This window comes from Streptomyces sp. NPDC041191, assembly GCF_055591945.1.
On sequence record NZ_JBVIZC010000010.1, the window covers coordinates 95,727 to 117,191 of the forward strand.

The 21,465-nt window shown below is 74.4% G+C and carries 20 protein-coding genes; 11 read left to right on the plus strand and 9 right to left on the minus strand.

Annotated features, from left to right (window positions below; translation table 11 throughout):
- The first annotated feature begins 84 nt into the window (after positions 1-84).
- Complete coding sequence (locus ACZ6AQ_RS20675) at positions 85-618, plus strand: DUF7822 domain-containing protein (RefSeq protein WP_468761139.1); 534 nt, start codon at positions 85-87, stop codon at positions 616-618.
- Positions 619-1,125: 507 nt separating this feature from the next.
- Positions 1,126-2,895 carry an NlpC/P60 family protein gene (locus tag ACZ6AQ_RS20680; RefSeq protein ID WP_468761141.1) on the plus strand — a complete coding sequence of 590 codons (1,770 nt, stop codon included), beginning with the start codon at positions 1,126-1,128 and terminating at the stop codon, positions 2,893-2,895.
- Positions 2,896-3,000: 105 nt separating this feature from the next.
- Here ACZ6AQ_RS20680 and ACZ6AQ_RS20685 read toward each other — a convergent pair whose 3' ends face one another.
- Positions 3,001-3,594 carry a GNAT family N-acetyltransferase gene (locus tag ACZ6AQ_RS20685; protein ID WP_468761143.1) on the minus strand — a complete coding sequence of 198 codons (594 nt, stop codon included), beginning with the start codon at positions 3,592-3,594 and terminating at the stop codon, positions 3,001-3,003.
- 91 nt (positions 3,595-3,685) lie between these two features.
- On the opposite strand from ACZ6AQ_RS20685, the gene ACZ6AQ_RS20690 reads away from it, so the two are divergent.
- Positions 3,686-4,309, plus strand: a complete 624-nt coding sequence (locus ACZ6AQ_RS20690; protein WP_468761145.1) for a GNAT family N-acetyltransferase — start codon at positions 3,686-3,688, stop codon at positions 4,307-4,309.
- Position 4,310: 1 nt separating this feature from the next.
- Here ACZ6AQ_RS20690 and ACZ6AQ_RS20695 read toward each other — a convergent pair whose 3' ends face one another.
- A complete protein-coding gene (locus ACZ6AQ_RS20695; RefSeq protein WP_468761147.1) occupies positions 4,311-4,703 on the minus strand; it encodes a hypothetical protein in 393 nt (130 codons plus the stop codon).
- Between the two features lie 175 nt (positions 4,704-4,878).
- On the opposite strand from ACZ6AQ_RS20695, the gene ACZ6AQ_RS20700 reads away from it, so the two are divergent.
- The 5 genes from ACZ6AQ_RS20700 to ACZ6AQ_RS20720 all read left to right on the plus strand — a co-directional run bounded on the left by ACZ6AQ_RS20700 (position 4,879) and on the right by ACZ6AQ_RS20720 (position 7,653).
- Positions 4,879-5,721 carry a helix-turn-helix domain-containing protein gene (locus ACZ6AQ_RS20700; protein ID WP_468761149.1) on the plus strand — a complete coding sequence of 281 codons (843 nt, stop codon included), beginning with the start codon at positions 4,879-4,881 and terminating at the stop codon, positions 5,719-5,721.
- A complete protein-coding gene (locus tag ACZ6AQ_RS20705; protein ID WP_468761151.1) occupies positions 5,703-5,909 on the plus strand; it encodes a DUF397 domain-containing protein in 207 nt (68 codons plus the stop codon). Before ACZ6AQ_RS20700 ends, ACZ6AQ_RS20705 begins: the two co-directional genes overlap by 19 nt.
- Positions 5,910-6,097: 188 nt before the next feature.
- A complete protein-coding gene (locus ACZ6AQ_RS20710) occupies positions 6,098-6,541 on the plus strand; it encodes a hypothetical protein (RefSeq protein ID WP_468761153.1) in 444 nt (147 codons plus the stop codon).
- A gap of 75 nt (positions 6,542-6,616) precedes the next feature.
- On the plus strand, positions 6,617-7,249 hold the full coding sequence (locus ACZ6AQ_RS20715) for an RNA polymerase sigma factor (protein ID WP_468761155.1): 633 nt from the start codon (positions 6,617-6,619) through the stop codon (positions 7,247-7,249).
- Positions 7,246-7,653 carry a hypothetical protein gene (locus ACZ6AQ_RS20720; RefSeq protein ID WP_468761157.1) on the plus strand — a complete coding sequence of 136 codons (408 nt, stop codon included), beginning with the start codon at positions 7,246-7,248 and terminating at the stop codon, positions 7,651-7,653. Before ACZ6AQ_RS20715 ends, ACZ6AQ_RS20720 begins: the two co-directional genes overlap by 4 nt.
- A gap of 57 nt (positions 7,654-7,710) precedes the next feature.
- On the opposite strand, the gene ACZ6AQ_RS20725 is transcribed toward ACZ6AQ_RS20720, so the two are convergent.
- The 4 genes from ACZ6AQ_RS20725 to ACZ6AQ_RS20740 form a co-directional block, all read right to left on the minus strand.
- Positions 7,711-8,112, minus strand: a complete 402-nt coding sequence (locus ACZ6AQ_RS20725; RefSeq protein WP_468761159.1) for an LppU/SCO3897 family protein — start codon at positions 8,110-8,112, stop codon at positions 7,711-7,713.
- Positions 8,113-8,233: 121 nt separating this feature from the next.
- On the minus strand, positions 8,234-9,829 hold the full coding sequence (locus tag ACZ6AQ_RS20730) for a protein kinase domain-containing protein (RefSeq protein WP_468761160.1): 1,596 nt from the start codon (positions 9,827-9,829) through the stop codon (positions 8,234-8,236).
- The gene (locus tag ACZ6AQ_RS20735) at positions 9,826-10,443 is read right to left on the minus strand and encodes a hypothetical protein (RefSeq protein WP_468761162.1); all 618 of its coding nucleotides are present in this window, start codon (positions 10,441-10,443) and stop codon (positions 9,826-9,828) included. The genes ACZ6AQ_RS20730 and ACZ6AQ_RS20735 overlap by 4 nt, the downstream gene beginning before the upstream one ends.
- 153 nt (positions 10,444-10,596) lie before the next feature.
- A complete protein-coding gene (locus ACZ6AQ_RS20740) occupies positions 10,597-12,648 on the minus strand; it encodes an N-6 DNA methylase (protein ID WP_468761500.1) in 2,052 nt (683 codons plus the stop codon).
- A gap of 309 nt (positions 12,649-12,957) precedes the next feature.
- Between ACZ6AQ_RS20740 and ACZ6AQ_RS20745 the strand changes: the two genes are divergently transcribed.
- Together ACZ6AQ_RS20745 and ACZ6AQ_RS20750 are read left to right on the plus strand one after the other, a co-directional pair.
- Positions 12,958-13,737, plus strand: a complete 780-nt coding sequence (locus ACZ6AQ_RS20745) for a DUF4352 domain-containing protein (protein WP_468761163.1) — start codon at positions 12,958-12,960, stop codon at positions 13,735-13,737.
- A 101-nt stretch (positions 13,738-13,838) separates the two neighbouring features.
- Positions 13,839-14,609, plus strand: a complete 771-nt coding sequence (locus ACZ6AQ_RS20750; RefSeq protein ID WP_468761165.1) for a hypothetical protein — start codon at positions 13,839-13,841, stop codon at positions 14,607-14,609.
- Between the two features lie 111 nt (positions 14,610-14,720).
- Here the strand turns inward: ACZ6AQ_RS20750 and ACZ6AQ_RS20755 are convergent, their stop codons facing one another.
- Both ACZ6AQ_RS20755 and ACZ6AQ_RS20760 read right to left on the minus strand, forming a co-directional pair.
- On the minus strand, positions 14,721-15,470 hold the full coding sequence (locus ACZ6AQ_RS20755; protein ID WP_468761167.1) for an N-acetyltransferase: 750 nt from the start codon (positions 15,468-15,470) through the stop codon (positions 14,721-14,723).
- Between the two features lie 92 nt (positions 15,471-15,562).
- Positions 15,563-16,234, minus strand: a complete 672-nt coding sequence (locus ACZ6AQ_RS20760) for an HNH endonuclease family protein (RefSeq protein ID WP_468761169.1) — start codon at positions 16,232-16,234, stop codon at positions 15,563-15,565.
- 307 nt (positions 16,235-16,541) lie between these two features.
- On the opposite strand from ACZ6AQ_RS20760, the gene ACZ6AQ_RS20765 reads away from it, so the two are divergent.
- Positions 16,542-17,765 carry an SGNH/GDSL hydrolase family protein gene (locus ACZ6AQ_RS20765; RefSeq protein ID WP_468761502.1) on the plus strand — a complete coding sequence of 408 codons (1,224 nt, stop codon included), beginning with the start codon at positions 16,542-16,544 and terminating at the stop codon, positions 17,763-17,765.
- 52 nt (positions 17,766-17,817) lie between these two features.
- On the opposite strand, the gene mfd is transcribed toward ACZ6AQ_RS20765, so the two are convergent.
- Positions 17,818-21,348 (minus strand): transcription-repair coupling factor, encoded by a 3,531-nt coding sequence (gene mfd, locus ACZ6AQ_RS20770; protein WP_468761171.1) that lies wholly within the window; start codon positions 21,346-21,348, stop codon positions 17,818-17,820.
- Positions 21,349-21,465 lie beyond the last annotated feature (117 nt).

Below are 21,465 nucleotides of genomic sequence, written 5' to 3' on the forward strand. Positions count from 1 at the left end.
GGTTTGCCTGCGCGTGCGGTGTGTCCGCGCGGAAGGAACCCGACGGCGCCGACGTTGTCGGCCCCCGGTGCTAGCGTCCCCGCCATGGCAAACCGTTCCTATCTCTACTCCGCAGACTCGATGCCGAACGAGGCGGGGATCCCCCAACGGGTCCGATGCATATCCGAGCACAACTGGGACATCCCGCTCGCGCACAAGCTCATGGTGGGGCGCGGAACGACGATCGTCCCGTCCATGATCTGGAACCCTCCGATCGGCATCGCCGCGGACTACGCCGACGGGGCGGCCCTTCTCCTCGACCTCCTGCGCGCGGTCGGCAAGGGCCTGGAGGACGACGCCGAGTTCGCCGAATGCGTTGCCAGGACCACGGCCCACCTCGAGAAGCAGCAGGCGAAGTACTTCCTCCTCGAGACGGGGGAGATCGTCTCGATGGCGGACGACGATCCGGCAGAGAGCGTGCGGCGTCTGGTGTCCGAGGACATCCCCGACGCCGTCGCCAGGGCCGAGGCGGCGATCGTCGGCCGGAACGACGACTGGCTGGCTTCGGTACGAGCCGACTGGCAGAGGCACTTCGCGTCCTTCTACAGCGAGGCGCTCTACTTCTCCTTCCCCGACTGACGGAGCCCGCGGCGCGGTGCCGGGCGATCCCGGCCTGATCGGCGGGGCACCCCGGTGGGATGGGCAGGGCCACGAAGACGGAAGACGGCTCGGAGCGGTCCGCCGGTTTCGGTGAGAGTGGTTCAGCTCGTCCAGCGTGGTCCCGGCGGGGCAGGAGGCGATGGAGGAGGAGACCCCTCCCGCGGACGGGCGCGGCCTTCGCCGTCGCCTTCCTGTGTCTTCCGACGAACGGCACCACGCGGTGAGCGCCGCTCACCTGGAACCGGTCGCACGAAAGGCGAGTGTCCACGGAACGGGGCAAAGCCCGGACCGGGTCATCGCCCTGCCCGGACAGCCCCGGACAGCGCGTCCGGGCCGCTCGCCCCCGGCCACCGCCCCCGTCGGTGACCCAACCCTCCGGGCGGTGCCCTCTGCCCCGGACCCGCCGCATCGGCATCCGTTCCGGAGGCCCGGCGCCGAAATCAGCCCCGCCCGAACGCGGTTGACGGGCAACCGGATGATGTTGCCATGACCCCTACCTCCCGCCGCGGTCTGCTCACCGCGCTGTCCGCCACCGCCGCCGCGGTTCCCCTCGCGTCCCTGACCGCCGGCCCGGCCCGGGCCGCTCAGGCGGTCACCACGGCCGCGGTTCCCGCCCCGGCCCCGCTCGCCGGTCCCGCGCCCGGCCTGAGCGCCCCCCGCTCCGCGGTGACCATCGCCCCCCTCGGCGCCGACTGGTTCACCCCCGTCGCTCTCGGCGCACTCAGCACCAGCGTGCTGTCCGGCACTCCTGCCCGTACCGAGGTCACTTCCGGTGGCAAGCGCGTCGCGCTGCTGACGCTCGGAGCCCGTACGGTGCTGCTTCCCGGCCCCGAGCGCACCTTCACCGAGAACAAGCGGCCCTTCGTGGACGACTTCCAGCGGACCCTGCCGGACCTGTCCCTCCCCGAGGCCGACCGCGTGTACTGGGGCACCGCTCCCGGCGGCGGTGGGTGGACCACCCTCGGCGGCGCCGCCTCCGACTACTCGGTGACCCCCGGCGCCGGCGTCATCAACCTGACCACGGACTACGCGAGCCGCCACGCCAGCGTCCGCGACGGGGAGATCACCGACGTCGACGTGCGGTCGGTGGCCAACTTCGACAAGGTGCCGACCGGTCAGGCGTGCTCGTACGCCCTGTCCTTCGGCTATCAGGACTCGCACAACAACTACCGGGCCCGGCTGTCCTTCACGACCACGGGTGCCGTCGAGCTCCGTGTCGAGAAGGAGGTCGCCGACGCCGTCACGCAGCTGGTACCGGCGGTCTCCCTGGCCACCGGCGTCGCCGCCGGCACCAACTGGACCATACGAGTCCGCCGTGAAGGGGCCAGGATCCAGGTCAAGGCCTGGCGCACGAACACGAGCGAGCCGGCCGCCTGGACCGCAGAGGCCGACGACACCACCTTCGGCAAGGGCCGGGTGGGCCTTCGAGCCCTCGCCAACGACGGCTGCACCAACCTGCCGATCAAGCTCACCGTCAGCCGCTTCGAGGTCACCGCCGCCACGTGGGAGACCCCGCCGACCGTCACCCACACCGACTGGGTGCGCGTTCTGGAGCAGCCGTTCGACGGCACCTGGACTCCGGCGCTGGAGGCGCAGATCCGCTCCTGGGCCGGCTCGACCGCGCCCGACGTGCTCGCCTGCGCGGCGATGTTCCTCCCGGACGCGCCCGCCGTGACCGCGGGTACGGGTGCCGCGGCGGGCAAGCAGGTCCTCGGCCGGGCCGGCTACGGCTACCTCGACGCGCGGGGCAACCGCTACGAGGGCGCCGACTTCCACGAGTACATGAACGTCGGCTGGACCTTCCCGGACGGCACCTACACCGGCCCGTCCAGCAAGCAGGTCGGCAACCTGGACTGTTCCGGCTACACCCGCATGGTGTTCGGCTACCACCACCGGGTCCCGATGGCGGCCGGGGCCGACACCTCCAGGACGCGTCTGCCGCGCAAGTCCCGCGACATGGCGGACTACGCTCCGGGGACCCGCATCGACCGGACGACCGGCGGCACCCCGCCCGCCGCGACCCTGCTGCAGCCCGGTGACCTGGTCCTCTTCAACGCCGACTCCGGCGACGACAACCTGACCGTCACGGTCGACCACGTCGGCATCTACCTGGGCGAGGACACGAACGGCAAGCGCCGCTTCCTCTCCAGCCGCAAGACCGGAAACGGCCCGACCATGTCCGACCTGGCGGGCTCCTCCACCCTGGACGGCACGGGCACGTACGCCACGAAGCTCCACACCGTGCACCGCATCTGACGCGCGGCCCACGGCCGGACGGCCGGACCGACGTCGGGGCCCTCGGTGATCCGGCGGAGGTCGTCGTCCAGGGTGCGGCCGGTCGTGGAGATCACCCCACCGCGGTTACCGCCCGTCCTCCGCTCCCGGTCCCGCCCCGCCGGCGTTCCGGTCCGGCGGGCCGGTCGGGTCCGCGGGGGTGTCCGTCCGCAGCTCCCAGCGGACCTCGCCGTCCACGATCCGGCCGGTCGGGGCGAGGCCGGCCGCGCGGGCGACGGCGGCGGAGGCGGTGTGGCCGGGGTGGACGTGGGCGACGACGGTCCGCACGCCCCGGTCCGTGAGCAGCCCGACCAGGGCGCGGGCCGCCTCGCGGGCGATCCCGCGCCCCTGCCAGGCGGTCCCGACGACCCAGGCGACCTCCGCGACCCGGCCGCCCCCGGTGACGGTCGCCTGCACGGTCCCGGCGAGGCGGTCCTCGGTACGGAGCCGCACCACCCAGTTGTGCCAGGTCACGGCCGGGTCCGGCGATCCGGCGGTCAGCCGCTCGTAGCGCGCCCGCAGCGCGGCCGGGTCCGGGGGCTCGCCCCCGGTGAAGGCGTACAGGGCGGGGTCGGCCAGGACCTCCGCCATCTCCCCGGCGTGGGCGACGGCGAGCGGTACGAGGTCGAGGCGTTCGGTGCGCGGGGTTCCGGGCGCGGCCCGGCCGTCCGGTTCGGTCACCGGGGGATCGTCGCACGTCTCCCCGTTGCTCCCGGCCGTCCCTCCGGGCGTACGGGACCCCCCGGCCGACCAAGATCGTCGCGGTTGCAGAATGACCCGCATGCCCCTGACGAACACACCGATGACGAACACACCGAAGCCGGCCGTGATCGACGACGCTCCGGAGATCGGCCGCATCCTGGCCTCCGCCTTCGGCGACGACCCGATGATGCGCTGGTTCTTCCCCGACGACGCCGGCCGCGAGGCGGGGCTCCGCCGGTACTTCACCACCCTCTTCACCCGGCAGTACGGCCTCCACGGCGTGTGCGAACGCACCGACGCGGCGGCGGCGTTCTGGGTGGCGCCCGAGGGTGCCGAGAAGGCCGTCCCCGACGCGGAGACGATCGGGCTGCTCCAGGAGATCCTGGGCGACCGGGCCGGGGTCTTCCGCGACGCGGTCACGGCCGCCGCCGAGCACGGCCCGGCCGAACCCCACTGGTACCTCGCCGTCGTCGGCGCCGACCCCGCCGCCCGGGGACGGGGCCACGGCTCCGCCCTGCTGCGCTCGGGCCTGGCCAAGGCGGACGCGGCGGGCCTGCCGGTGTACCTGGAGTCCTCCAAGCCGGACAACCTCCCCGTCTACGAGCACTTCGGCTTCGTCGTGCGCGACGAGTTCCGGCTGCCCGGCGGCGGCCCGGTCCTGTGGGCGATGCGCCGGGAGCCGCAGACCCCGTGACTCAGGGGTGGTCCCGGGACAGGTGACGGCGCAGCAGGACGTTCACGTCCGTCTCCGCGCTGCGGTCGCACCGCTCCCGGGCCTCGCGCCGCTCCCGCACGAGCAGCGCACAGGCGGTGCAGTGCGGTACGGGGCGGGGCGGGCGGCTCAGGTCGGGCACCGGGCCGCCCGCGCCGTTGCCCGCCCGCGTCCGGTCGTTGGCCGCCCGCACGCCCGCGCTCAGCCGCTCGGCGGGGGTGGCCGGGCGCAGGTCGGCGGGGTCCGCCTGCCACTCCCGGCCACCGCCCACGGGCCGCAGCATCGCGTACGGCCCGGCCCTCCCCCGGAACTCCCCCACCACGTGCGCCACTTGGTCGTACACGAGCGCCCCGCGCTCCGGTCCTTGCGACTCCATGCGCCCTGTCTCCTTCTCCTCCACCGCCTGCGCGGAGCGCCAGGGGTGGACTACCGTGCGTGTTCCGGGTCCATGGCGAGGATGGCCCGGTTCCAGGGAACGAAGAGCGCGGTCGGGCGGTACTTCTGCAGGTGGCGCGGGTAGTTCCACATCTTCCACAGAGGGAGGGCGCGCCATGCCGGCGAGACGGGCGGTCACGGGCCGGAGTCAGGAGCCGAGGAAGCGGTTCGCGGAGGAGCTGCGGTCGCTGCGGGCCGAACGGGAGCTTCCCCTGAGGAAGCTGGGCGAGGTCGTCGGCTGGGACTGGTCCCTGTTCTCGAAGATGGAGAACGGGGAGACGCTGGGCGGCCCGGAGGTGGTCAAAGCGTTGGACCAGTACTACGGGACACCGGGGCTGTTGCTGACGCTGTGGGAGTTGGCGGTCGGGGATCCAGCGCAATTCAAAGAGCGGTACCAGCGCTACATGCGGCTTGAGTCGGAAGCGGTGAGCCTTTGGTACTACGCGGTGAGCGCGGTCCCGGGGCTTCTGCAAACCCCCGCGTACGCTCGCACCACTCTGTCCGCGGGCGGCATGGACGGCAAGGAACTGACCCGGCAGGTCGACGCACGCACGGGACGCCGCGAACTGCTGTCCGGCACTACCGCTCCCCCGTTCCGAGCGATCCTTTCGGAGACCGTGCTTCGCACCCCGCTGCCCGACGCCGTCGAATGGCGCGACCAGTTGGAGCATCTGATCATGATGGGCGAGCGACGGAACATCACACTCCAGGTCGTCCTCAACTCGGTCGGTCCGCATGCGCTGACCAATACCGATGTGATCTTTCTACGGCTGACGGACGGGCGCTCAGTGGCCTGGGTGGAGACCGGATACTCGGGCGACCTTGTGGAAGATGCGGCCACAGTCGAGAAGCTTCAGCTCCGCTACGATCTGGTCCGTGATCTGGCGCTTTCCCCTGTCAAGTCACGGAAGTTCATCAAGGACATGCTGGAGGCAGCTTCATGCGCACCCTCGACCTGAGCCACGTCACATGGCGCAAGAGCTCCTACAGCAACCAGGACGGCGGCAACTGCCTCGAAGTCGCCGACGGCCTCCCCCACGTCCCCGTCCGTGACAGCAAGGTCCCGGCCGGGCCCGTTCTCGTCTTCGGGACCGGGGCCTGGGCCTCCTTCGTGGGTGGCGTCGCGGGCGGTCCGCTCGGGGCGTGAGGCCCGGGCAGTCGCACCGACGGTGAGGAGTGGGGCCTCGGCGGGGACCGGGTCCCGGCCCGCTCCGGAAAGTTTTCCGGAGCGGGCCGCAACCCCGGGGAGCGCCGCACGTCTGGTGGGTTGAAGGCGCCCTTCGACAGACCACCGGGCCACGCGTCCGGACTTCCTCGCTTCCTCGGGAGAACCCCATGTCCAGCCACGCCAAGCGGAACTACCGCCCCCGCCCCCGGGTCCTGGGTACCGTCCTCACCGGTGCCGCGCTCCTCCTCGGCGGCGGTTTCGCCGTCCAGGCCGTCGCCGACTCGGGCACGGTCCCGGCCCCGGCCCCGGCCGCGCCGAAGGTCGTCACGGCCCCCGACACGGCTCCGGCCGCCCCGGCGCCGGTCACCGTGCCCGCCGCTCCGAAGCCCGCCGCGAAGCCGACCGTGGTCGCGCCCGGCGCGCCCGCCCCCGCTCCGGCGACCGGCGACGTCTCCCGGCCCGCTCCGGCGACCGGCAACGTCTCCCGGCCCGCTCCGGCGACCGGCGACGCCCCCCGGCCCGTTCCGGCGACCGGCGACGTCTCCCGGCCCGCGCCCGCCGCTCCCGCTCCGGTCGCGCCCCGCGTGACCCGGCCGGGCACCGGCAAGTAGCACCACGGCCGGGCGGGCCGGGGTGCGGGAACCGCGCCCCGGCCCGCCCGGCCCCCGCGCAACGGATCGAGGCCCATGCAGTACGCCCTGCCCGCCGCCCCGGCGGCGCCGCCCTGGTGGTCCCGCCTGCTCGCCCGCGCCCCGCGCGGCGGGACCGGGACCGCGCCCGTGCGAGGACGCCACCTCCGGGCGGTCGCGCCGTCCCCGTACGGGGACGGGCCGGCGCCCACGCTCACCGAGCTGTACCACGCCCGGCGGCTCGACATGGTGCGGCTCGCGCTCTTCCTGGTGGACGACCTGCACACGGCCGAGGACGTCGTCCAGGACGCGTTCGCGGCGCTGTGCCGCACCTACGGGACCTCGCTGGACGGGCTCCGGGACCCCGGCGCGTACCTGCACACCGCCGTGGTCAACGCGGCCCGCTCCGTCCTGCGCAGACGCCGCACCGCCCGCGCCTACGTGCCGCCCCACCCGGGCGCCGGGGCGCCCGTGGACGAGGGGCTGCTGCTCGCCGAGGAGCACCGGCACGTGCTCGACGCGCTCGCGGGGCTGACCCGGCGCCAGCGCGAGGTGCTGGTCCTGCGGTACTGGTCGGAGCTGACCGAGGAGCAGATAGCGCAGACCCTCGGGCTCGCGCGCGGCACCGTGAAGTCCACCGCGAGCCGCGCGCTCGACGCCCTGGAGAAGAGACTGGAGGCGGTCCGATGACACCGGGCGCCGAAGAACACGGGCCCGCGCCGGAGACCGGCCGGGCCCCGGCGGCCGGGCGGTCGCGGGCCGCGACCGAGGAGCGGCTGCGGGCCGCGTTCGCCGCGCGGGCCGCTCTCGTGACCCACCGCGACCTGCGCCGCGGCGCGCCGCCGCAAGGGCGCTCCTGGGGAACGCGCCGCGTCCGCCGGGTGGCCCTCGTCGCGTTCGGCGCGGCCGCCGCCGTGGCCGCCGCGTGCGTCCCGGCCCTGCTGCCCGGCGCTTCACCGGTCCCGGACCCGGTGCTCCCGGCCCGTACCGCCACCACCGCGCCCCCCGGCCCTGCCCCGGCACCCGTGCCGACCCCGACATCCGGCCCGGCCACCCCGACGGTGACGACCCCGAAACCGGCCGACGCCCCGTAGGGGACGCGGCAGGGGCCGGGACCCGCGGGTCCCGGCCCCTGCCGACGGGTGACGCGCCTACTTCGCGGTGACCTCGTCCAGGCAGAGCACGAACTTGTCCGACTCCAGCTGCTGGGCGAGCGCCGACAGCTGCTCGCCGCACTTGTTCACGTCGAAGCTGTCGTCGATGACCTTGACGACCTTGAAGAGGTCGGCCTTCCCGGAGGAGCAGTCCACGGTGTCGACCTCGGGGTCGTTGTCCGGGCCGGTGACCGTGACGCACTCGCCGGGCTTGGCGTGCACCGGGGCGTCCCCGGTGAGGTGCGGGAGGCCGAGCTTCACGGCGACGGCGAGGACGATCGCCACGACGACCCCGCCGACCTTCTTGAGGATCGCGGAACCCTTCTTGGCGGGGGCGGGCTGCTGCTCCGGGGTGGCGGGCTGCTGCTCGGGGCTGAAGGGCGCGGACGGCGTCGTCATGAAGGGTTCCTCAGGGATATGAACATGATCAGACGCGAACGCTACATTTATCAAAAACGACAAAAGGGATCACAGGGAATCGTTGACCGATCAGATGCGGAGTCGTGATGCTGCCGCCCCGTCAGGGACGCGGGCCCAGTTGCCGCTGGTGGTCGAGCGCCCTGCGCAGATCCGCCGGCAGCGGGTGGTACGGACCGTAGGCGCGTTCCGCGTCGAAGAGGAGCCGCCGGAGCTGGTCCTGCCCCGCGACGTGGTCGCCCGCCGCCAGGAGCAGCAGGCCGATCCGCCGGCGGATGTCGAAGGCGCGGGCGGGTTCCCGCTCGTAGTACGGCAGGACCGCCCGGAACTCCGCGAGCGCGGCGGCCGTCTCCCCCAGCTGCTCCAGGCACAGCGCCGTGTCGTAGCGGAACTGGAGGGCCTGCGGGTCCGCCGGGCCCGCCTCCGCGTCGCGGTCCGCCGCGAGCCGGCGCAGCTCCGGCAGCGCGCGCCGGTACTGTCCGTCGTCCATCAGGGTGGACGCGTACTGCTTGCGCAGGATGCGGACGACCGGCGACCGGGTCCCGTGCTCGGCCTCGGCGGCGGGCAGGATGCCGCCGAGCACGTCCACGGCCCGGGTCAGCGACCCCTCCGCGAGCAGCCGCTTCGCCTCGTCCACGGCGGCGGCCACGTCCGGCCGCGCGGGCGGCGCCGCGGACGAGGCGTACACCCGGGGATCGGCGCGGGGACCGGATGCCGGGGCCGGGGCCGGGGCGTGCGCCGGCGGAGGAGGGGCCGGGACGGCGGTCACCGGCCCGGACGGGGTCCGCGCCCGGTCCGGCCACGGCGCGTGCGGGCGCAGGAACGGCCGGGTCGGGTCCATCGGCCCCGTCGGCGCCCCGCGTGCGGGCAGCAGCGGCAGCAGGTGCTCGTACACCTCGTGCGCGCCGGACGGGCGGTCGCCGGGGTCCTTGGCGAGCAGCCGCAGCACCAGCGCCTCCAGCGCCGCGGGCACCTCGGGGCGCAGCCGCCGGAGCGGGACGGGCGGCTCGTACAGGTGCCGGTGCAGCACGCCGAGCGCGGTCGAACCGGAGAACGGCACGTTCCCGCTGAGGAGTTCGTGGAGCAGGACCCCGAGCGCGTACAGGTCGGTGGAGGGTCCGACGGCGCCGCCCATGGCCTGTTCCGGCGCCATGTACGCCGGGCTGCCGATGGGTGAGCCGGTGTGGGTGAGGCGGGTGGTGTCGGTGTCCAGGACGGAGGCCACGCCGAGGTCGAGGACGGTCACCGTGCCGTCCGGACGGATCATCACGTTCCGGGGCTTGAGGTCGCGGTGCACGATCGGCACCGCGTGCACGGCGGCGAGCACCGGGCACAGCTGCGCGGCGACGCACACCGCCCACTCCCACGGGTACGGGTCGTGCTCGGCGAGGTGGTCGGCGAGGTCCGCGCCCTCCACGTACTGCATGACGAGGTACAGGTCGTCGTCCTCGCTGCCCGCGTCGTGCACGGTCACCAGACCGGGATGGGCCACGCGCGCGGTGACCCGGCACTCGCGCACGAAGCGGCGGCGCAGTTCGTCGGCGTCGGCGGCGGGGCCGGTCATGGCGGCCGGCCGGAGCAGCTTCACCGCGACCCGGCGGTCGAGGCGCCCGTCGTAGGCCGTCCAGACCTGGCCCATGCCGCCCTGGCCGATGACGGTGGCGAGTTCGTAGCGTCCTCCGACGACCCGCCCGCTCACCGGCCGCCTTCGTCTTCCCGGGGCTCCTTGCGCAGCAGGTCGCTCAGCTCGTCCAGTTCGGCGCGGACCTGCTCGATGCGGGCCGGGGGCCGGGGGGCGGGGGCCACGGGCGCGGGGGTGACGGAGGCGGGGGTCACGGGAACGGCGTACGGGTTCGGGCCCGCGCCCCCGCCCGGAACGCCCCCGCCCGGAACGCTTCCGCCCGGAACGGTGACGGCGGTGCCGAACGCGTACCCCCGCGGGTCGCGGCCGAACGCCGTCCCCTCCGCGCGGCGGCGTTCGGCGTGGCGGATCTCCCCGACCAGGTAGTACGTGACCGGGCCCGCCACCAGGACCGTGATGACGCCGAGCGCGACGAAGGACTCCGCGGTGGTGACCTCCTGGTCGCCGGTGGCCGCCGCGTACGCGAACAGGCCGGCCCCCGCGAGGAACGTCAGGGCGCACAGCACCCAGTCCGCCGTCCTGCGGGTGACGACCGCCAGCCGCAGCATCGGCGCCCAGGCCAGGAAACCGCAGCTGAGCAGCGCGAGCGCGCAGAAGAGGACGCGCAGGGCGATCCGGCCGCCGGAGGCGGGGCTCTTCGGCGGCTGCGGGACCTGCGGGGGGCCGTACATCCTGCTGCTCCTGCTCGGACGGTTCGGGTGCGGAGCACGAGCGTATACACCCCCGGGGACAACGGCTCCGGGATACCCGGAACCGTTGTGGAACGGATGAGGAGCGGCGCGCCGGGCCCCGGCCCGGGGGCCCGGCGGACCGGGCCCGGGGCGTCAGGGCGCCACGGAACCGTTCGCCAGGCCGTCGTACATCCCCTGGACCAGCCGGTCGCCGAGGCGGGAGGTCTCCCGCAGGGCCTCCTCGAACGCGGCCAGGGCGCGGAACCGCTCCCCGAGCACGCGCTGTTCGGCCAGGGGGAGGCGCGGGAGCCGGAGGCGGCGGACGTCGAGCCGGGACGCGGTGGAGGCGTAGCTGCTGGCCTGCCGGGTGTTGGCGGTGGCGCGGAGGAAACCGGCCACGAACCAGGGGTCGAGGGCCGCCGGGTCGGGGCGCAGCAGGTGGAGGTTGCGGCCGAGGGCGGCGCCCTCGGCGGAGGCGTCCACGACGCGCACGGCCGCGCCGCCGCCCAGGACGGGGACGACGACGTCCCCGGCGGCGAGCAGCACCGGCTCCTCCGGCGGCCCGTCCGGCAGCGTCCCGGAGGGGGGCTGGGCGGCCAGGACGTCGTGGTCGGTCAGGACGGCGACCGGGGCGGAGGCGGGGGCGGTGCCCGTGCCGCCCGCGCGCAGGGTCAGGGCCCCGGCGCGGGCCAGTTCGCCGACCGTCGTGACGGGCCCGCCGGCCCCGGTGCCGACCGGGTCGGTGACGGGCGGCGGAGTCAGTTCCCGGGTGCGGCGCAGCGTCTCGGTCAGCCGCTCGCGCACCCCGGCCAGCTGCGCCGGGCCCCCGGCCCCGGCCGGGGGCGGGAGGTGGCGGGCGGGGGTGAGGTCCACGTCGTCGTCGAGGAGTTCGACGACGGACACGGAGCGGCTCGCACCCGGGACCCCGCCCGCCGCGCCGTCCCGGTCGAAGGGCGTCCAGGCGTCCAGTACGGCCGTGTGGACGGCCTGCCAGTCGAGCCGGTCGCGCCCCTCCCTGCCCGGCGCCGCGTGCTCGGACGCGGTGTCCACGAGAAGGACCTCGGAGGCGGGCCGGGCGCCGGGGACGGGCTTGCGCAGCACCCAGAGGTGGAGCGGGATGCCGTACGGGGGCGCGGCCCCGGCCGGGAGGGCGACGACCGCGCGCAGGGCGCCCCGGCGGAGCAGGTCGGCGCGGACGCGGCGGCCCGCGCGGCGGGCGGCGGCGGCGGGCGGCATGAGGAGGACGGCGGTGCCGCCGGGACGGAGACGGGCCAGGGCGTGCTGGACCCAGGCGAGTTCGGACTCCGTACGGGCCGGGAAGCCGTACTCCCAGCGCGGGTCGTAGGCCAGCTCGTCGTGGCCCCAGTTGCGGTCGTTGAACGGCGGGTGGCAGAGGACGGCGTCCGCGGCGAGCGCGGGGAAGGCGTCGGCGCGCAGGCTGTCGCCGGACCGGACCCGGATGTCGGCGTCGGTGGTGAGCGCCAGGCGCAGGGCGGTGAGCGCGGCGAGGTCGGGGTCGGCGTCCTGGCCGCAGACGGCGCCGGGGCCCTCGACCGCGCCCAGCAGGCCGCCGGTGCCGGCGGCGGGATCGAGAACGGTGGGTGGAGCGCCGCCGTCGCGCGCGTGCGCGGGGGCCGCGAGCGCCGCCATGAGGGCGGCGGGGCCGGGCGGGGTGAGCGTGTACTGGCGCGGGTTGGCGTCGAGGTGCCGGCCCAGGAGGAACTCGAAGGCCGGGCGGACTCCGGTCCCGGCCGCCAGTTCGGCGGCCCCGCGCAGCAGGGGGAGGGAGGCGGCGAGCGCGCCGGACGTGGGCGTGAGCACGGCCCGCTCGGGCCCCAGCCGCTCGGTCAGCACCTCTTCGAGGGCGACGGGGAGCAGCCGGGCCAGCCGTTCGTCGGGGAGCTCGGCCAGCGAGGGCCAGGCCGCGGACCGGTCCTGCACGAGGAGGAGGACGCAGCCCACGTGGACGAGGGCCGTGACGGCGCCGGCCGGGTGGCCGGCGACCTGCTGCCAGACGCGCTCCCCGAGCGGGACCTCGGCCAGCTTGCCCTGCGCGCGGAGCCACCGTTCGACCTCGGCGAGGGCGAAGGACGGGCTGGTCTCCGTGCCGCCCACGGGTTTGGGGAAGTCGGCGTGGCGGCGGCGCCAGTTGCTGACGGCGGCCCGGCCGACCCCGGCCAGCCGGGCGATCCCGGCGGCGGTCACCTCGGCGGCCGTGTCCGTCCCCTCCTCGCCCGCGCTCCTCGCGTCCGTTCCTCCGGTACCCGCCCCGGCCGCGTTCTCCGGCACCTGACCCATCTCCCCTGGCTCGCCTTCCGGCCGGATTCCCGACGGGACCCCTGGCAGGTCCCCGGCCGTCTCCTGTGTGACGTCCATCCTACTGACGAACCGCGCGAAGGGCGCTTCACAGTGTGATCCGACCTCGCTCGCGTGAACGATGTTGACTCGGTTCACAAGCTCTGCTGTGATTGACCCATCGCTCCAGACATCACCGTCGTCCGGGAGGACACACCCATGTCGTACGACACCCAGGTCCCGCCTGCCGCCCCGCAGCGGATCATGCGCAACGGCCTCGGCACCGCCGCCCTGATCCTCGGCATCATCGGCACGCTCTCCGGACTCGTCCCGCTGCTCTTCTGGCTGGCCGGCATCCTGGGCCTGATCGCCCTGATCCTCGGGCTCGTCGGCAAGGGTCGCGTGAAGCGCGGCGAGGCGAACAACAAGGGGGTGGCCCTCACCGGCGCGCTCCTCGGCCTCGCGGCCCTGATCCTCTCGGTCGTCGGCGCGGTGATCACGTTCACGGCCGTCAGCGACGCGGTCGACGAGATCGACAAGGCCGTCAAGGACGCGGCCCCCAAGGACCCGAAGGCCAAGGACCAGGGGGCCAAGGGCCAGCCCGCCAAGCCCCTGGCGGACGGCGACACCTCGGTCTACGACGACGACCTCAAGGTCACGGTCTCGGACCCGAAGGCGTACGAGCCCGGCGAGTTCGCGGCGAACCACACCCCGGGCAACAAGGCGTACCAGGTCACCGTCGTCATCGAGAACGGCGGCAAGAAGAAGTTCGACGCCACCCTCGTCACGCTGAACGGCCGCACCGGGGCGAACGGCGCCGCGGCCGAGCAGATCTTCGACGAGAAGGTCGGCGCGGGCTTCCAGGGCACCGTCCTGCCCGGCAAGAAGGCCACCCTCACCGTCGCCTTCGACACCCCCAAGGGCGCCAAGGACCTGACGGTCGAGGTGCACCCCGGCTTCGACTACAACGCCTCGCAGTGGGAGCTGAAGCTCGGCTGACCGGCCGGACCCGCTTCCCCGGGGCCCGGCGCCCCGGGCACCGCCCCACCGGACACCGCCCCACCGGGCACCCCGTACGACACGCCTCGGAGACCCACCCCATGCGCACCCCCCGCATTCCCGCCCGCCCCCGCCCGCGTGCCCGCCGTGCCGCCGCGGCCGTCCTCCTGTGCGCCGCCGTCGCGACCGGCGCCGCCGCCTGCGGCCCGTCCCCGGACGGCGCGAAGCCGGAGGGGCCCTTCGCGGAGCTGACCGGATCGCAGGTCCTCGACAAGGCGTTCGCGGCGACGAGGGCGGCGAAGTCCCTGACGGTGGCGGTCGACATGACGTCCGAGGGCGAGCGGGTGAAGGCCCACCTCTCCCTCGACGACGCGGGAAGGTGCACCGGCACGCTGTCCACGGGCACGGCCGCCACGACCGAACTGATCAAGGCCGACTCCAAGGAGGTGTACCTGCGCTTCGACGACGCCTCCCTGCGCGAGCAGACCGAGGGGGAGAGCCCCGAGGTGCGGGAGGGCGTGTTCAAGGCGCTCAGGGGCCACTGGGTCAGGACCCCGGTGACCGACCCCGACACGAAGGACGTCCTGGAACTCTGCGACCTCGCGTCGCTCCTCGACGGATTCGAGCAGGGCGCGAGCGGCATCGTGAAGGGCGGAGAGGCCACCGTCGACGGCCGGAAGGCGCTGACGGTGACGGAACCGGACGACGGCGGTGTGACGAGGACCGTGTACGTGGCCGCGGAAGGCACTCCGTACGTCCTGAAGATCGTCACGAAGGGCGGCGACGAGCCGGGGACGATCGCCTTCCCGCAGTACGGGAAGCCGGTCGTGGCGAAGGTCCCGGCGGCCGGGGACATCGCCGACATCGGCTGAGCCGGACGAGGACGCGACACGTGCGAGGGGGCCGCCGCCGGGGAGCGGCCCCCTCGCACGTGTCGCGTGTGCCGGCGCCGGGACCCGGCGCCGGGAAAGGGCCCGCCGGGCTCAGCCGATCCGGTGCCTGACCCACACGTTGGGCTCGACGTAGACCGCGTAGCCGCGCGACGCCTCGCAGTGGACCGGGACGAGGGCGCCCGGGACCTCGACCGGGCCGTCCGTGTCGAAGGGCAGGCCGGTCCACTTCCGCCACTGCCCGACGGAGCCGGCGACCGTCATCGACGCCGGGGCCACCGCCTCGATCACGCCGCCCGCGCGCACGTGGGCGCGGAGCCACGGGTCGTGCGGCAGGCCGTCGGACGCGCGGGTGCGGAAGGCGTACTCGTGGAGGGAGGACCCGGCCTCCAGGTGCTTGTGGTTGGGGCGGACCGGGGCGACCAGCTCGGAGAAGCCGAGCCGGCCGGCGTTCTCCCGCAGGGCGGCGAGCATCAGGTGCGAGACGCCCCGGCCGAGGAACTCCGTGTCGACCGTGATCTCGATCGCGCCGACCGTGTCGGCCTCCCGGTCGTGCCTCAGGTCGGAGAAGGCCCACAGCAGCACCTCGTCCCAGCCCCGGTCGGGCAGTTCGCGGCGGCCGTCCACGTCGAGCCGGAAGGGGACGGAGAACCCCCGGGCGACGACCTTCCCGCCGGGGTCGGTGGCGACGAGCACGTACTCCGGGAACCGCCGCACGATCTGTCCCATGTTCGCCCAGCCCACCGGGTCGTACATCATGAACTCGGGCCAGAGGTCGCGCATGCCCCACATCGGCCCCTCCAGTGCGGGGCGCTCGGCGAGGGTCGATATGTTCAGGTCCATGGACGCAGCGTAAAGATCGTTCCGGCGGGAACCAACGAGTTTTCCCGCAGGTCGCCGCAGGTCGCCGCAGGGGTCCGCGTCCGGGCGCCGTCCTACGGGAGCTTCTGCTCCGGGCAGCCGCCGAGGACCCGCTTCATCGCGTCCCGCTCCCCTTCCGTCACCCACACCCCGTACTTCTTCTTCACCGCGACCTGCCGGGCCACGTACGCGCAGCGGTACGCGCCGTTCGGCGGCAGCCAGGTCGCCGCGTCGCCGTCGGACTTGCCCCGGTTGGTGGCGGCGTCCACGGCGAGCAGGTTGAGCGGGTCGTTGGCGAAGCGGCGCCGGGTCTCCGCGTCCCACTGCCGCGCCCCCTTCTGCCACGCGTCGGAGAGGGCCACGACGTGATCGATGTCGATCTTGCTGCGGCCCCGGGTGTAGGTGACGGTGGTGCCGGTGTACGGGTCGTTCTTCAGAGTGCCGGAGGCGACCTTGCAGTGGCCGTCCGCGAACCGGACCCCGGTCAGGTCGCGCTTGAGGATGTCGTCCCGGGTGCCGCAGCCGTTCTTGTCGACGTCCACCCAGGCGCGGCCGAACTTCTCCCGGTCGTACCCGGTCTTCGGGGCCCGCCCCTTGACGGTGAGGGCGTCCACGGCGGCGAGGGCGGTGCCGGGCGCGGCCGACCGCCCCGGCGTGCCGCCGCCGGAGCCGGCGGAACAGCCCGCGGCGAGGAGGACGGCGGCGGCGAGGGCCGGGAGGGCGAGGTTCCTTCGATACGTCGGCACCATGGAATCCTAGGTCGGACGGACCGGGGCCCTCCGGCCCCGGGGTGTTCTGGTTCCCCCGTTCCGGAACGCCACACCTTCCCGGGGGCCGTCGCGCCCCGGGGGCCTCCGCCCTCCCCGGAGCCGTCACGCTTCCCCGGGCCGCGCCACACCGCCCCGGAGGCCGCCACGCCCCGGAGGCCGTCGCACCTCCCCGGAGGCCGCGTCACCCCCCCCGCCCCGCTCCACCCTGCTCCTCCCGAAGTGACTTCCGTCCGGAAGCGGTAGGGACCCGCCCCCGCCGGTCATCAACGGAACCATGGGAACCATGCTCGCCCTCTGCCGTACCGCCGCGGCCCTGCTCACCACGGCCGCCCTCGCCCTGTCCCCGTCCGCCGCCGCCTCCCCCGGCCACCGGGACCCCGGGTGGCGGGGCGCGTGGGCCGCCTCCCCGCAGGCGCCGACCGACCGGTACGCCCCCAACTGGTCGCAGCGGGGCTTCGACGACCACACGCTCCGCCAGGTCGTCCGCGTCACCGCCGGCGGCGACCGGGTCCGGATCGAACTGTCGAACCGTTACGGCACCGCTCCCCTGCGGATCGCCGGCGCGACCCTCGCCCGCGCCGCGCGCGGCGGCGCGGTCGTGCCGGGCTCCTCGCGGCACCTCCGCTTCGGCGGGGAGGAGTCCGTGACGGTCCCGGCCGGCGGCGCCCTCCACAGCGACGCCGTCCGCTTCCCCGTCACGCCCTTCGAGTCCCTGACCGTCACCCTCCGCCCGGCGGGCCCCACCGGCCCCGCCACCTTCCACCCGTTCGCCGCCGCCACCACCTACCGCGCCCCCGGCGACCACCGCGCCGACGAGTCCGGCGCGCCCTTCGGCGAGACCGGCCGGTCCTGGTACTACCTCTCGGGCGTCGAGGTCTCCGGCGGGCGGGACGCCGGCCGCCGCGACGGGGTCGTCGCCCTCGGCGACTCCCTCACCGACGGCGCGGGCTCCACCCCCGACGCCGACAACCGCTACCCCGACGAACTCGCCGAGCTCCTGGCCGAGGCCGGGCGCCCCCGCGCCGTCCTCAACCACGGCATCGGCGGCAACCAGCTCCTGAGCGACACCTCCTGGGCGGGCGAGAAGGGCCTCACCCGCCTCCGGAAGGACGTCCTCACCGAGCCGGGCGTCCGGACCGTCGTCGTCCTCGAAGGCATCAACGACATCGGCGCCGGCAAGGACGTCTCCGCCGAACGGCTGATCGACGGGTACCGCGCCCTGATCGGCGAGGCCCGTGACCGGGGCCTCCGGGTCGTCGGCGCGACCCTCCTCCCGGTCGGGGGCTCCCGCTACGGCACCCCGGCCAACGAGGCCGTGCGGGACGCCGTCAACCACTGGATCCGCACCTCGGGCGCGTACGACGCCGTCGCGGACTTCGACCGCGCGGTGGCGGACCCGGCCGACCCGGACCGCATCCTCCCGGCCTACGACTCCGGGGACGGGCTCCACCCGAACGACGCGGGCTACCGCGCGATGGCGGAGGCGGTGGACCCGGACCTGCTCTGAGCCGAGCACGGGCGGTGGCCGGTCCCGGAGGACCGGCCACCGCCCCCGGGCGTCAGGACCCCAGGATCGTCGTCAGGAACTCCCCCGTCCACGCGAGCAGTTCGCGGCCCACCACCGGCTTCCCGCCGATCCTGCCCGCCGTCGGGCGCGGGACCAGGACCTGGTGGGCGGCCGGCTTGAGGACCGCGCGCGGGTGCAGGCGCTTGAGCCGCAGCTCCTGGGACTCGCGCAGCTCCACCGGGGCGAAGCGGACGTTCTGGCCCTGGAGGACGATCTCGCCGACCCCGCAGGCGCGGGCCAGCATCCGCAGGCCCGCCACCAGGAGCAGGTTCTCGACCGGCTCGGGCAGCTTGCCGTAGCGGTCGGTCAGCTCCTCCCGCACCGCCCTGATGTCCTCCTCCGAGGTCGCGGAGGCGATCGCCCGGTACGCCTGGAGGCGCAGCCGCTCGCCCGGCGCGTAGTCGTGCGGCACGTGCGCGTCGACCGGCAGCTCGATCTTGACCTCCGGCGGGGCCTCCTCCTCCGCGCCGCCCTCCATCTGCGCCCGGTAGTCCGCGACCGCCTCGCCGACCATCCGCACGTACAGGTCGAAGCCGACGCCCGCGATGTGGCCGGACTGCTCGCCGCCGAGCAGGTTGCCCGCGCCCCGGATCTCCAGGTCCTTCATGGCCACGTACATGCCCGCGCCCATCTCGGTGTGCTGGGCGATCGTCGCGAGCCGCTCGTGCGCGGTCTCCGTCAGCGGCTTCTCCGGCGGGTACAGGAAGTACGCGTAGCCGCGTTCCCGGCCGCGCCCGACCCGGCCGCGCAGCTGATGGAGCTGCGACAGCCCGAAGTTGTCGCCGCGCTCGACGATGAGGGTGTTGGCGTTGGAGATGTCGATGCCGGACTCCACGATCGTCGTGGAGACGAGCACGTCGAACCTCTTCTCCCAGAAGTCGACCACGACCTGCTCCAGGGCCTGTTCCGACATCTGGCCGTGGGCGGTCGCGATCCGCGCCTCGGGCACGATCTCGCGCAGCCGGGCCGCCGCCCGGTCGATGGAGTCGACCCGGTTGTGGATGTAGAAGACCTGGCCCTCGCGCAGGAGTTCGCGCCGGATCGCGGCGCCGATCTGCTTCTCCTCGTACGGTCCGACGAAGGTGAGGACCGGGTGGCGCTCCTCCGGCGGGGTGGTGATCGTGGACATCTCGCGGATGCCGGTGACCGCCATCTCCAGGGTGCGGGGGATGGGGGTGGCGGACATGGTGAGCACGTCCACGTTGGCCCGGAGCTTCTTCAGCTGCTCCTTGTGCTCGACGCCGAACCGCTGCTCCTCGTCCACGATGACCAGGCCCAGGTCCTTGAACCTCGTCTCCGAGGAGAAGAGGCGGTGGGTGCCGATGACGACGTCCACCGAGCCGTCCCGCAGCCCCTCCAGGGTCGCCTTCGACTCGCTCTCCGACTGGAAGCGGGACAGCGCCCGCACCTTCACCGGGAACTGCGCGTACCGCTCGGAGAAGGTCCCGAAGTGCTGCTGCACGAGCAGCGTCGTCGGCACCAGGACCGCGACCTGCTTGCCGTCCTGGACCGCCTTGAAGGCGGCCCGGACCGCGATCTCCGTCTTGCCGTAGCCGACGTCGCCGCAGATCAGGCGGTCCATGGGGACGGTCTTCTCCATGTCCTCCTTCACCTCGGCGATGGTGGAGAGCTGGTCGGGCGTCTCCACGTACGGGAAGGCGTCCTCCAGCTCCCGCTGCCAGGGGGTGTCGGGGCCGAAGGCGTGGCCGGGGGCCGCCATCCGCGCCGAGTACAGCTTGATCAGGTCGGCGGCGATCTCCTTGACGGCCTTCTTGGCGCGCGCCTTCGTCTTCGTCCAGTCCGCGCCGCCGAGCCGGTGCAGGGTCGGCGCCTCGCCGCCCACGTACTTGGTGACCTGCTCCAGCTGGTCGGTCGGGATGTAGAGCCGGTCGCCGGGCTGGCCGCGCTTGGCGGGCGCGTACTCGACGAGCAGGTACTCGCGGGTGGCGCCCTGCACGGTCCGCTGGACCATCTCCAGGTACCGGCCGACGCCGTGCTGCTCGTGCACGATGTAGTCGCCGGCCTCCAGGGTCAGCGGGTCGATCGTCTTGCGCCGCTTGGCGGGCATCCGCTGCCCGTCCTTGCCGGCCGCCTTCTGCCCGGACAGGTCGGTCTCGGTGAGCACGGCCAGTTTCAGCGCCGGGTCGACGAAGCCGTGGTCGACGGAGCCGCGGGCCACGTGGACGACCGAGGGCGAGAGGGAGGTGAGGTCGGGGACCAGGCGGGCGGCGATGCCCTCGCCGCCGAGGACCTCGACCGTGCGGGACGCCGTGCCGTGGGCCTCCGTCACGTACACCGCGCGCCAGCCGTCGGCCAGCCAGCCCTTGGTGTCCGCGAGCGCGCGGGCGGTGTCGCCCCGGTACGACTCGGGGGCGCGCATCCCCAGGGTGAGGACGTCGCCGGACAGCTCCTCGTCGGCCGCGAACGGCGACACCGTCCACCAGGGCATGCCCAGCTCGCGCGCCCGGTCCCGGACGTCCGCGATCCCCCACAGGGAGGCCGCGCCGACGTCGATGGGGGCCTCGCCGCCGCCGGCGGTGGCCGCCCAGGACGCCTGAAGGAACTCCTGGCTGGTCGCCACCAGGTCCGCCGCCCGGGTCCGCACCCGCTCGGGGTCGCAGACCACGGTCATGGAGCCCTCCGGCAGGACGTCGAGCAGCAGCTCCATCTCGTCCACGAGGACCGGCGCCAGGGACTCCATGCCCTCGACCGCGATGCCCTGCGCGATCTTGTCGAGGAGTTCGCCCAGCTCCGGGTGCTGTTCGGCGAGGGCCGCCGCCCGCTCCCGCACGGAGTCGGTGAGCAGCAGTTCGCGGCAGGGCGGCGCCCACAGGCCGTGCTCGGCGATCTCCAGGGACCGCTGGTCGGCCACCTTGAAGTAACGGATCTCCTCGACGTCGTCGCCCCAGAACTCGATCCGGAGCGGGTGCTCCTCGGTGGGCGGGAAGACGTCCAGGATGCCGCCGCGCACGGCGAACTCGCCGCGCTTCTCGACCAGTTCCACCCGGGAGTACGCGGCGGCCGCCAGGCCCTCCACGACCTCGTTCAGGTCCGCCGTCTGCCCGGACCTCAGGGCCACGGGCTCCAGGTCGCCCAGCCCCTTGACCTGCGGCTGGAGCACCGAGCGCACGGGGGCGACGACCACGGCGACCGGGCCGGCGGCCGGGTCGTCGTCCCTGGGGTGCGCGAGGCGGCGCAGCACGGCGAGGCGGCGGCCGACGGTGTCGGAGCGGGGCGAGAGGCGTTCGTGCGGCAGGGTCTCCCAGGAGGGGTACTCGGCGACCGTGTCGGGGTCGAGGAGCGAGCGCAGCGCGGCGGCCAGGTCCTCGGCCTCCCGGCCGGTCGCGGTCACCGCGAGCACCGGCCGTCCCGCGTCCCTGGCGAGCGCGGCGACGGCGAAGGGCCGTGCCGCCGCCGGGCCGATCAGGTCCACGTGCGGGCGGTTCCCGTCGGCGGCGGCCTTCACCGCCTCCGCGAGGGCCGCGTCCTTGACGACTACATCGAGCAGGCCGTGCAGACTCATGAAGCTTTCCATCCCGGGGGGTGACGGGGGCGGGCAACGCGAACGGCCCGGCACGTCGCACGGGCCGGGTGGTCCCGGGCGCGTCCGGCCCGGTCGTCCCCCAGCCTACGACGTGCC

Excerpts from the sequence above, each read along its gene's own strand:
- ACZ6AQ_RS20675 (WP_468761139.1), top strand. The coding sequence starts at position 85 with ATGGCAAACCGTTCCTATCTCTACTCCGCAGACTCGATGCCGAACGAG.
- ACZ6AQ_RS20680 (WP_468761141.1), top strand. The coding sequence starts at position 1,126 with ATGACCCCTACCTCCCGCCGCGGTCTGCTCACCGCGCTGTCCGCCACC.
- ACZ6AQ_RS20690 (WP_468761145.1), top strand. The coding sequence starts at position 3,686 with ATGACCCGCATGCCCCTGACGAACACACCGATGACGAACACACCGAAG.
- ACZ6AQ_RS20695 (WP_468761147.1), bottom strand. The coding sequence starts at position 4,703 with ATGGAGTCGCAAGGACCGGAGCGCGGGGCGCTCGTGTACGACCAAGTG.
- ACZ6AQ_RS20700 (WP_468761149.1), top strand. The coding sequence starts at position 4,879 with ATGCCGGCGAGACGGGCGGTCACGGGCCGGAGTCAGGAGCCGAGGAAG.
- ACZ6AQ_RS20705 (WP_468761151.1), top strand. The coding sequence starts at position 5,703 with ATGCGCACCCTCGACCTGAGCCACGTCACATGGCGCAAGAGCTCCTAC.
- ACZ6AQ_RS20710 (WP_468761153.1), top strand. The coding sequence starts at position 6,098 with ATGTCCAGCCACGCCAAGCGGAACTACCGCCCCCGCCCCCGGGTCCTG.
- ACZ6AQ_RS20715 (WP_468761155.1), top strand. The coding sequence starts at position 6,617 with ATGCAGTACGCCCTGCCCGCCGCCCCGGCGGCGCCGCCCTGGTGGTCC.
- ACZ6AQ_RS20720 (WP_468761157.1), top strand. The coding sequence starts at position 7,246 with ATGACACCGGGCGCCGAAGAACACGGGCCCGCGCCGGAGACCGGCCGG.
- ACZ6AQ_RS20725 (WP_468761159.1), bottom strand. The coding sequence starts at position 8,112 with ATGACGACGCCGTCCGCGCCCTTCAGCCCCGAGCAGCAGCCCGCCACC.
- ACZ6AQ_RS20735 (WP_468761162.1), bottom strand. The coding sequence starts at position 10,443 with ATGTACGGCCCCCCGCAGGTCCCGCAGCCGCCGAAGAGCCCCGCCTCC.
- ACZ6AQ_RS20745 (WP_468761163.1), top strand. The coding sequence starts at position 12,958 with ATGTCGTACGACACCCAGGTCCCGCCTGCCGCCCCGCAGCGGATCATG.
- ACZ6AQ_RS20750 (WP_468761165.1), top strand. The coding sequence starts at position 13,839 with ATGCGCACCCCCCGCATTCCCGCCCGCCCCCGCCCGCGTGCCCGCCGT.
- ACZ6AQ_RS20755 (WP_468761167.1), bottom strand. The coding sequence starts at position 15,470 with ATGGACCTGAACATATCGACCCTCGCCGAGCGCCCCGCACTGGAGGGG.
- ACZ6AQ_RS20765 (WP_468761502.1), top strand. The coding sequence starts at position 16,542 with ATGCTCGCCCTCTGCCGTACCGCCGCGGCCCTGCTCACCACGGCCGCC.
- mfd (WP_468761171.1), bottom strand. The coding sequence starts at position 21,348 with ATGAGTCTGCACGGCCTGCTCGATGTAGTCGTCAAGGACGCGGCCCTC.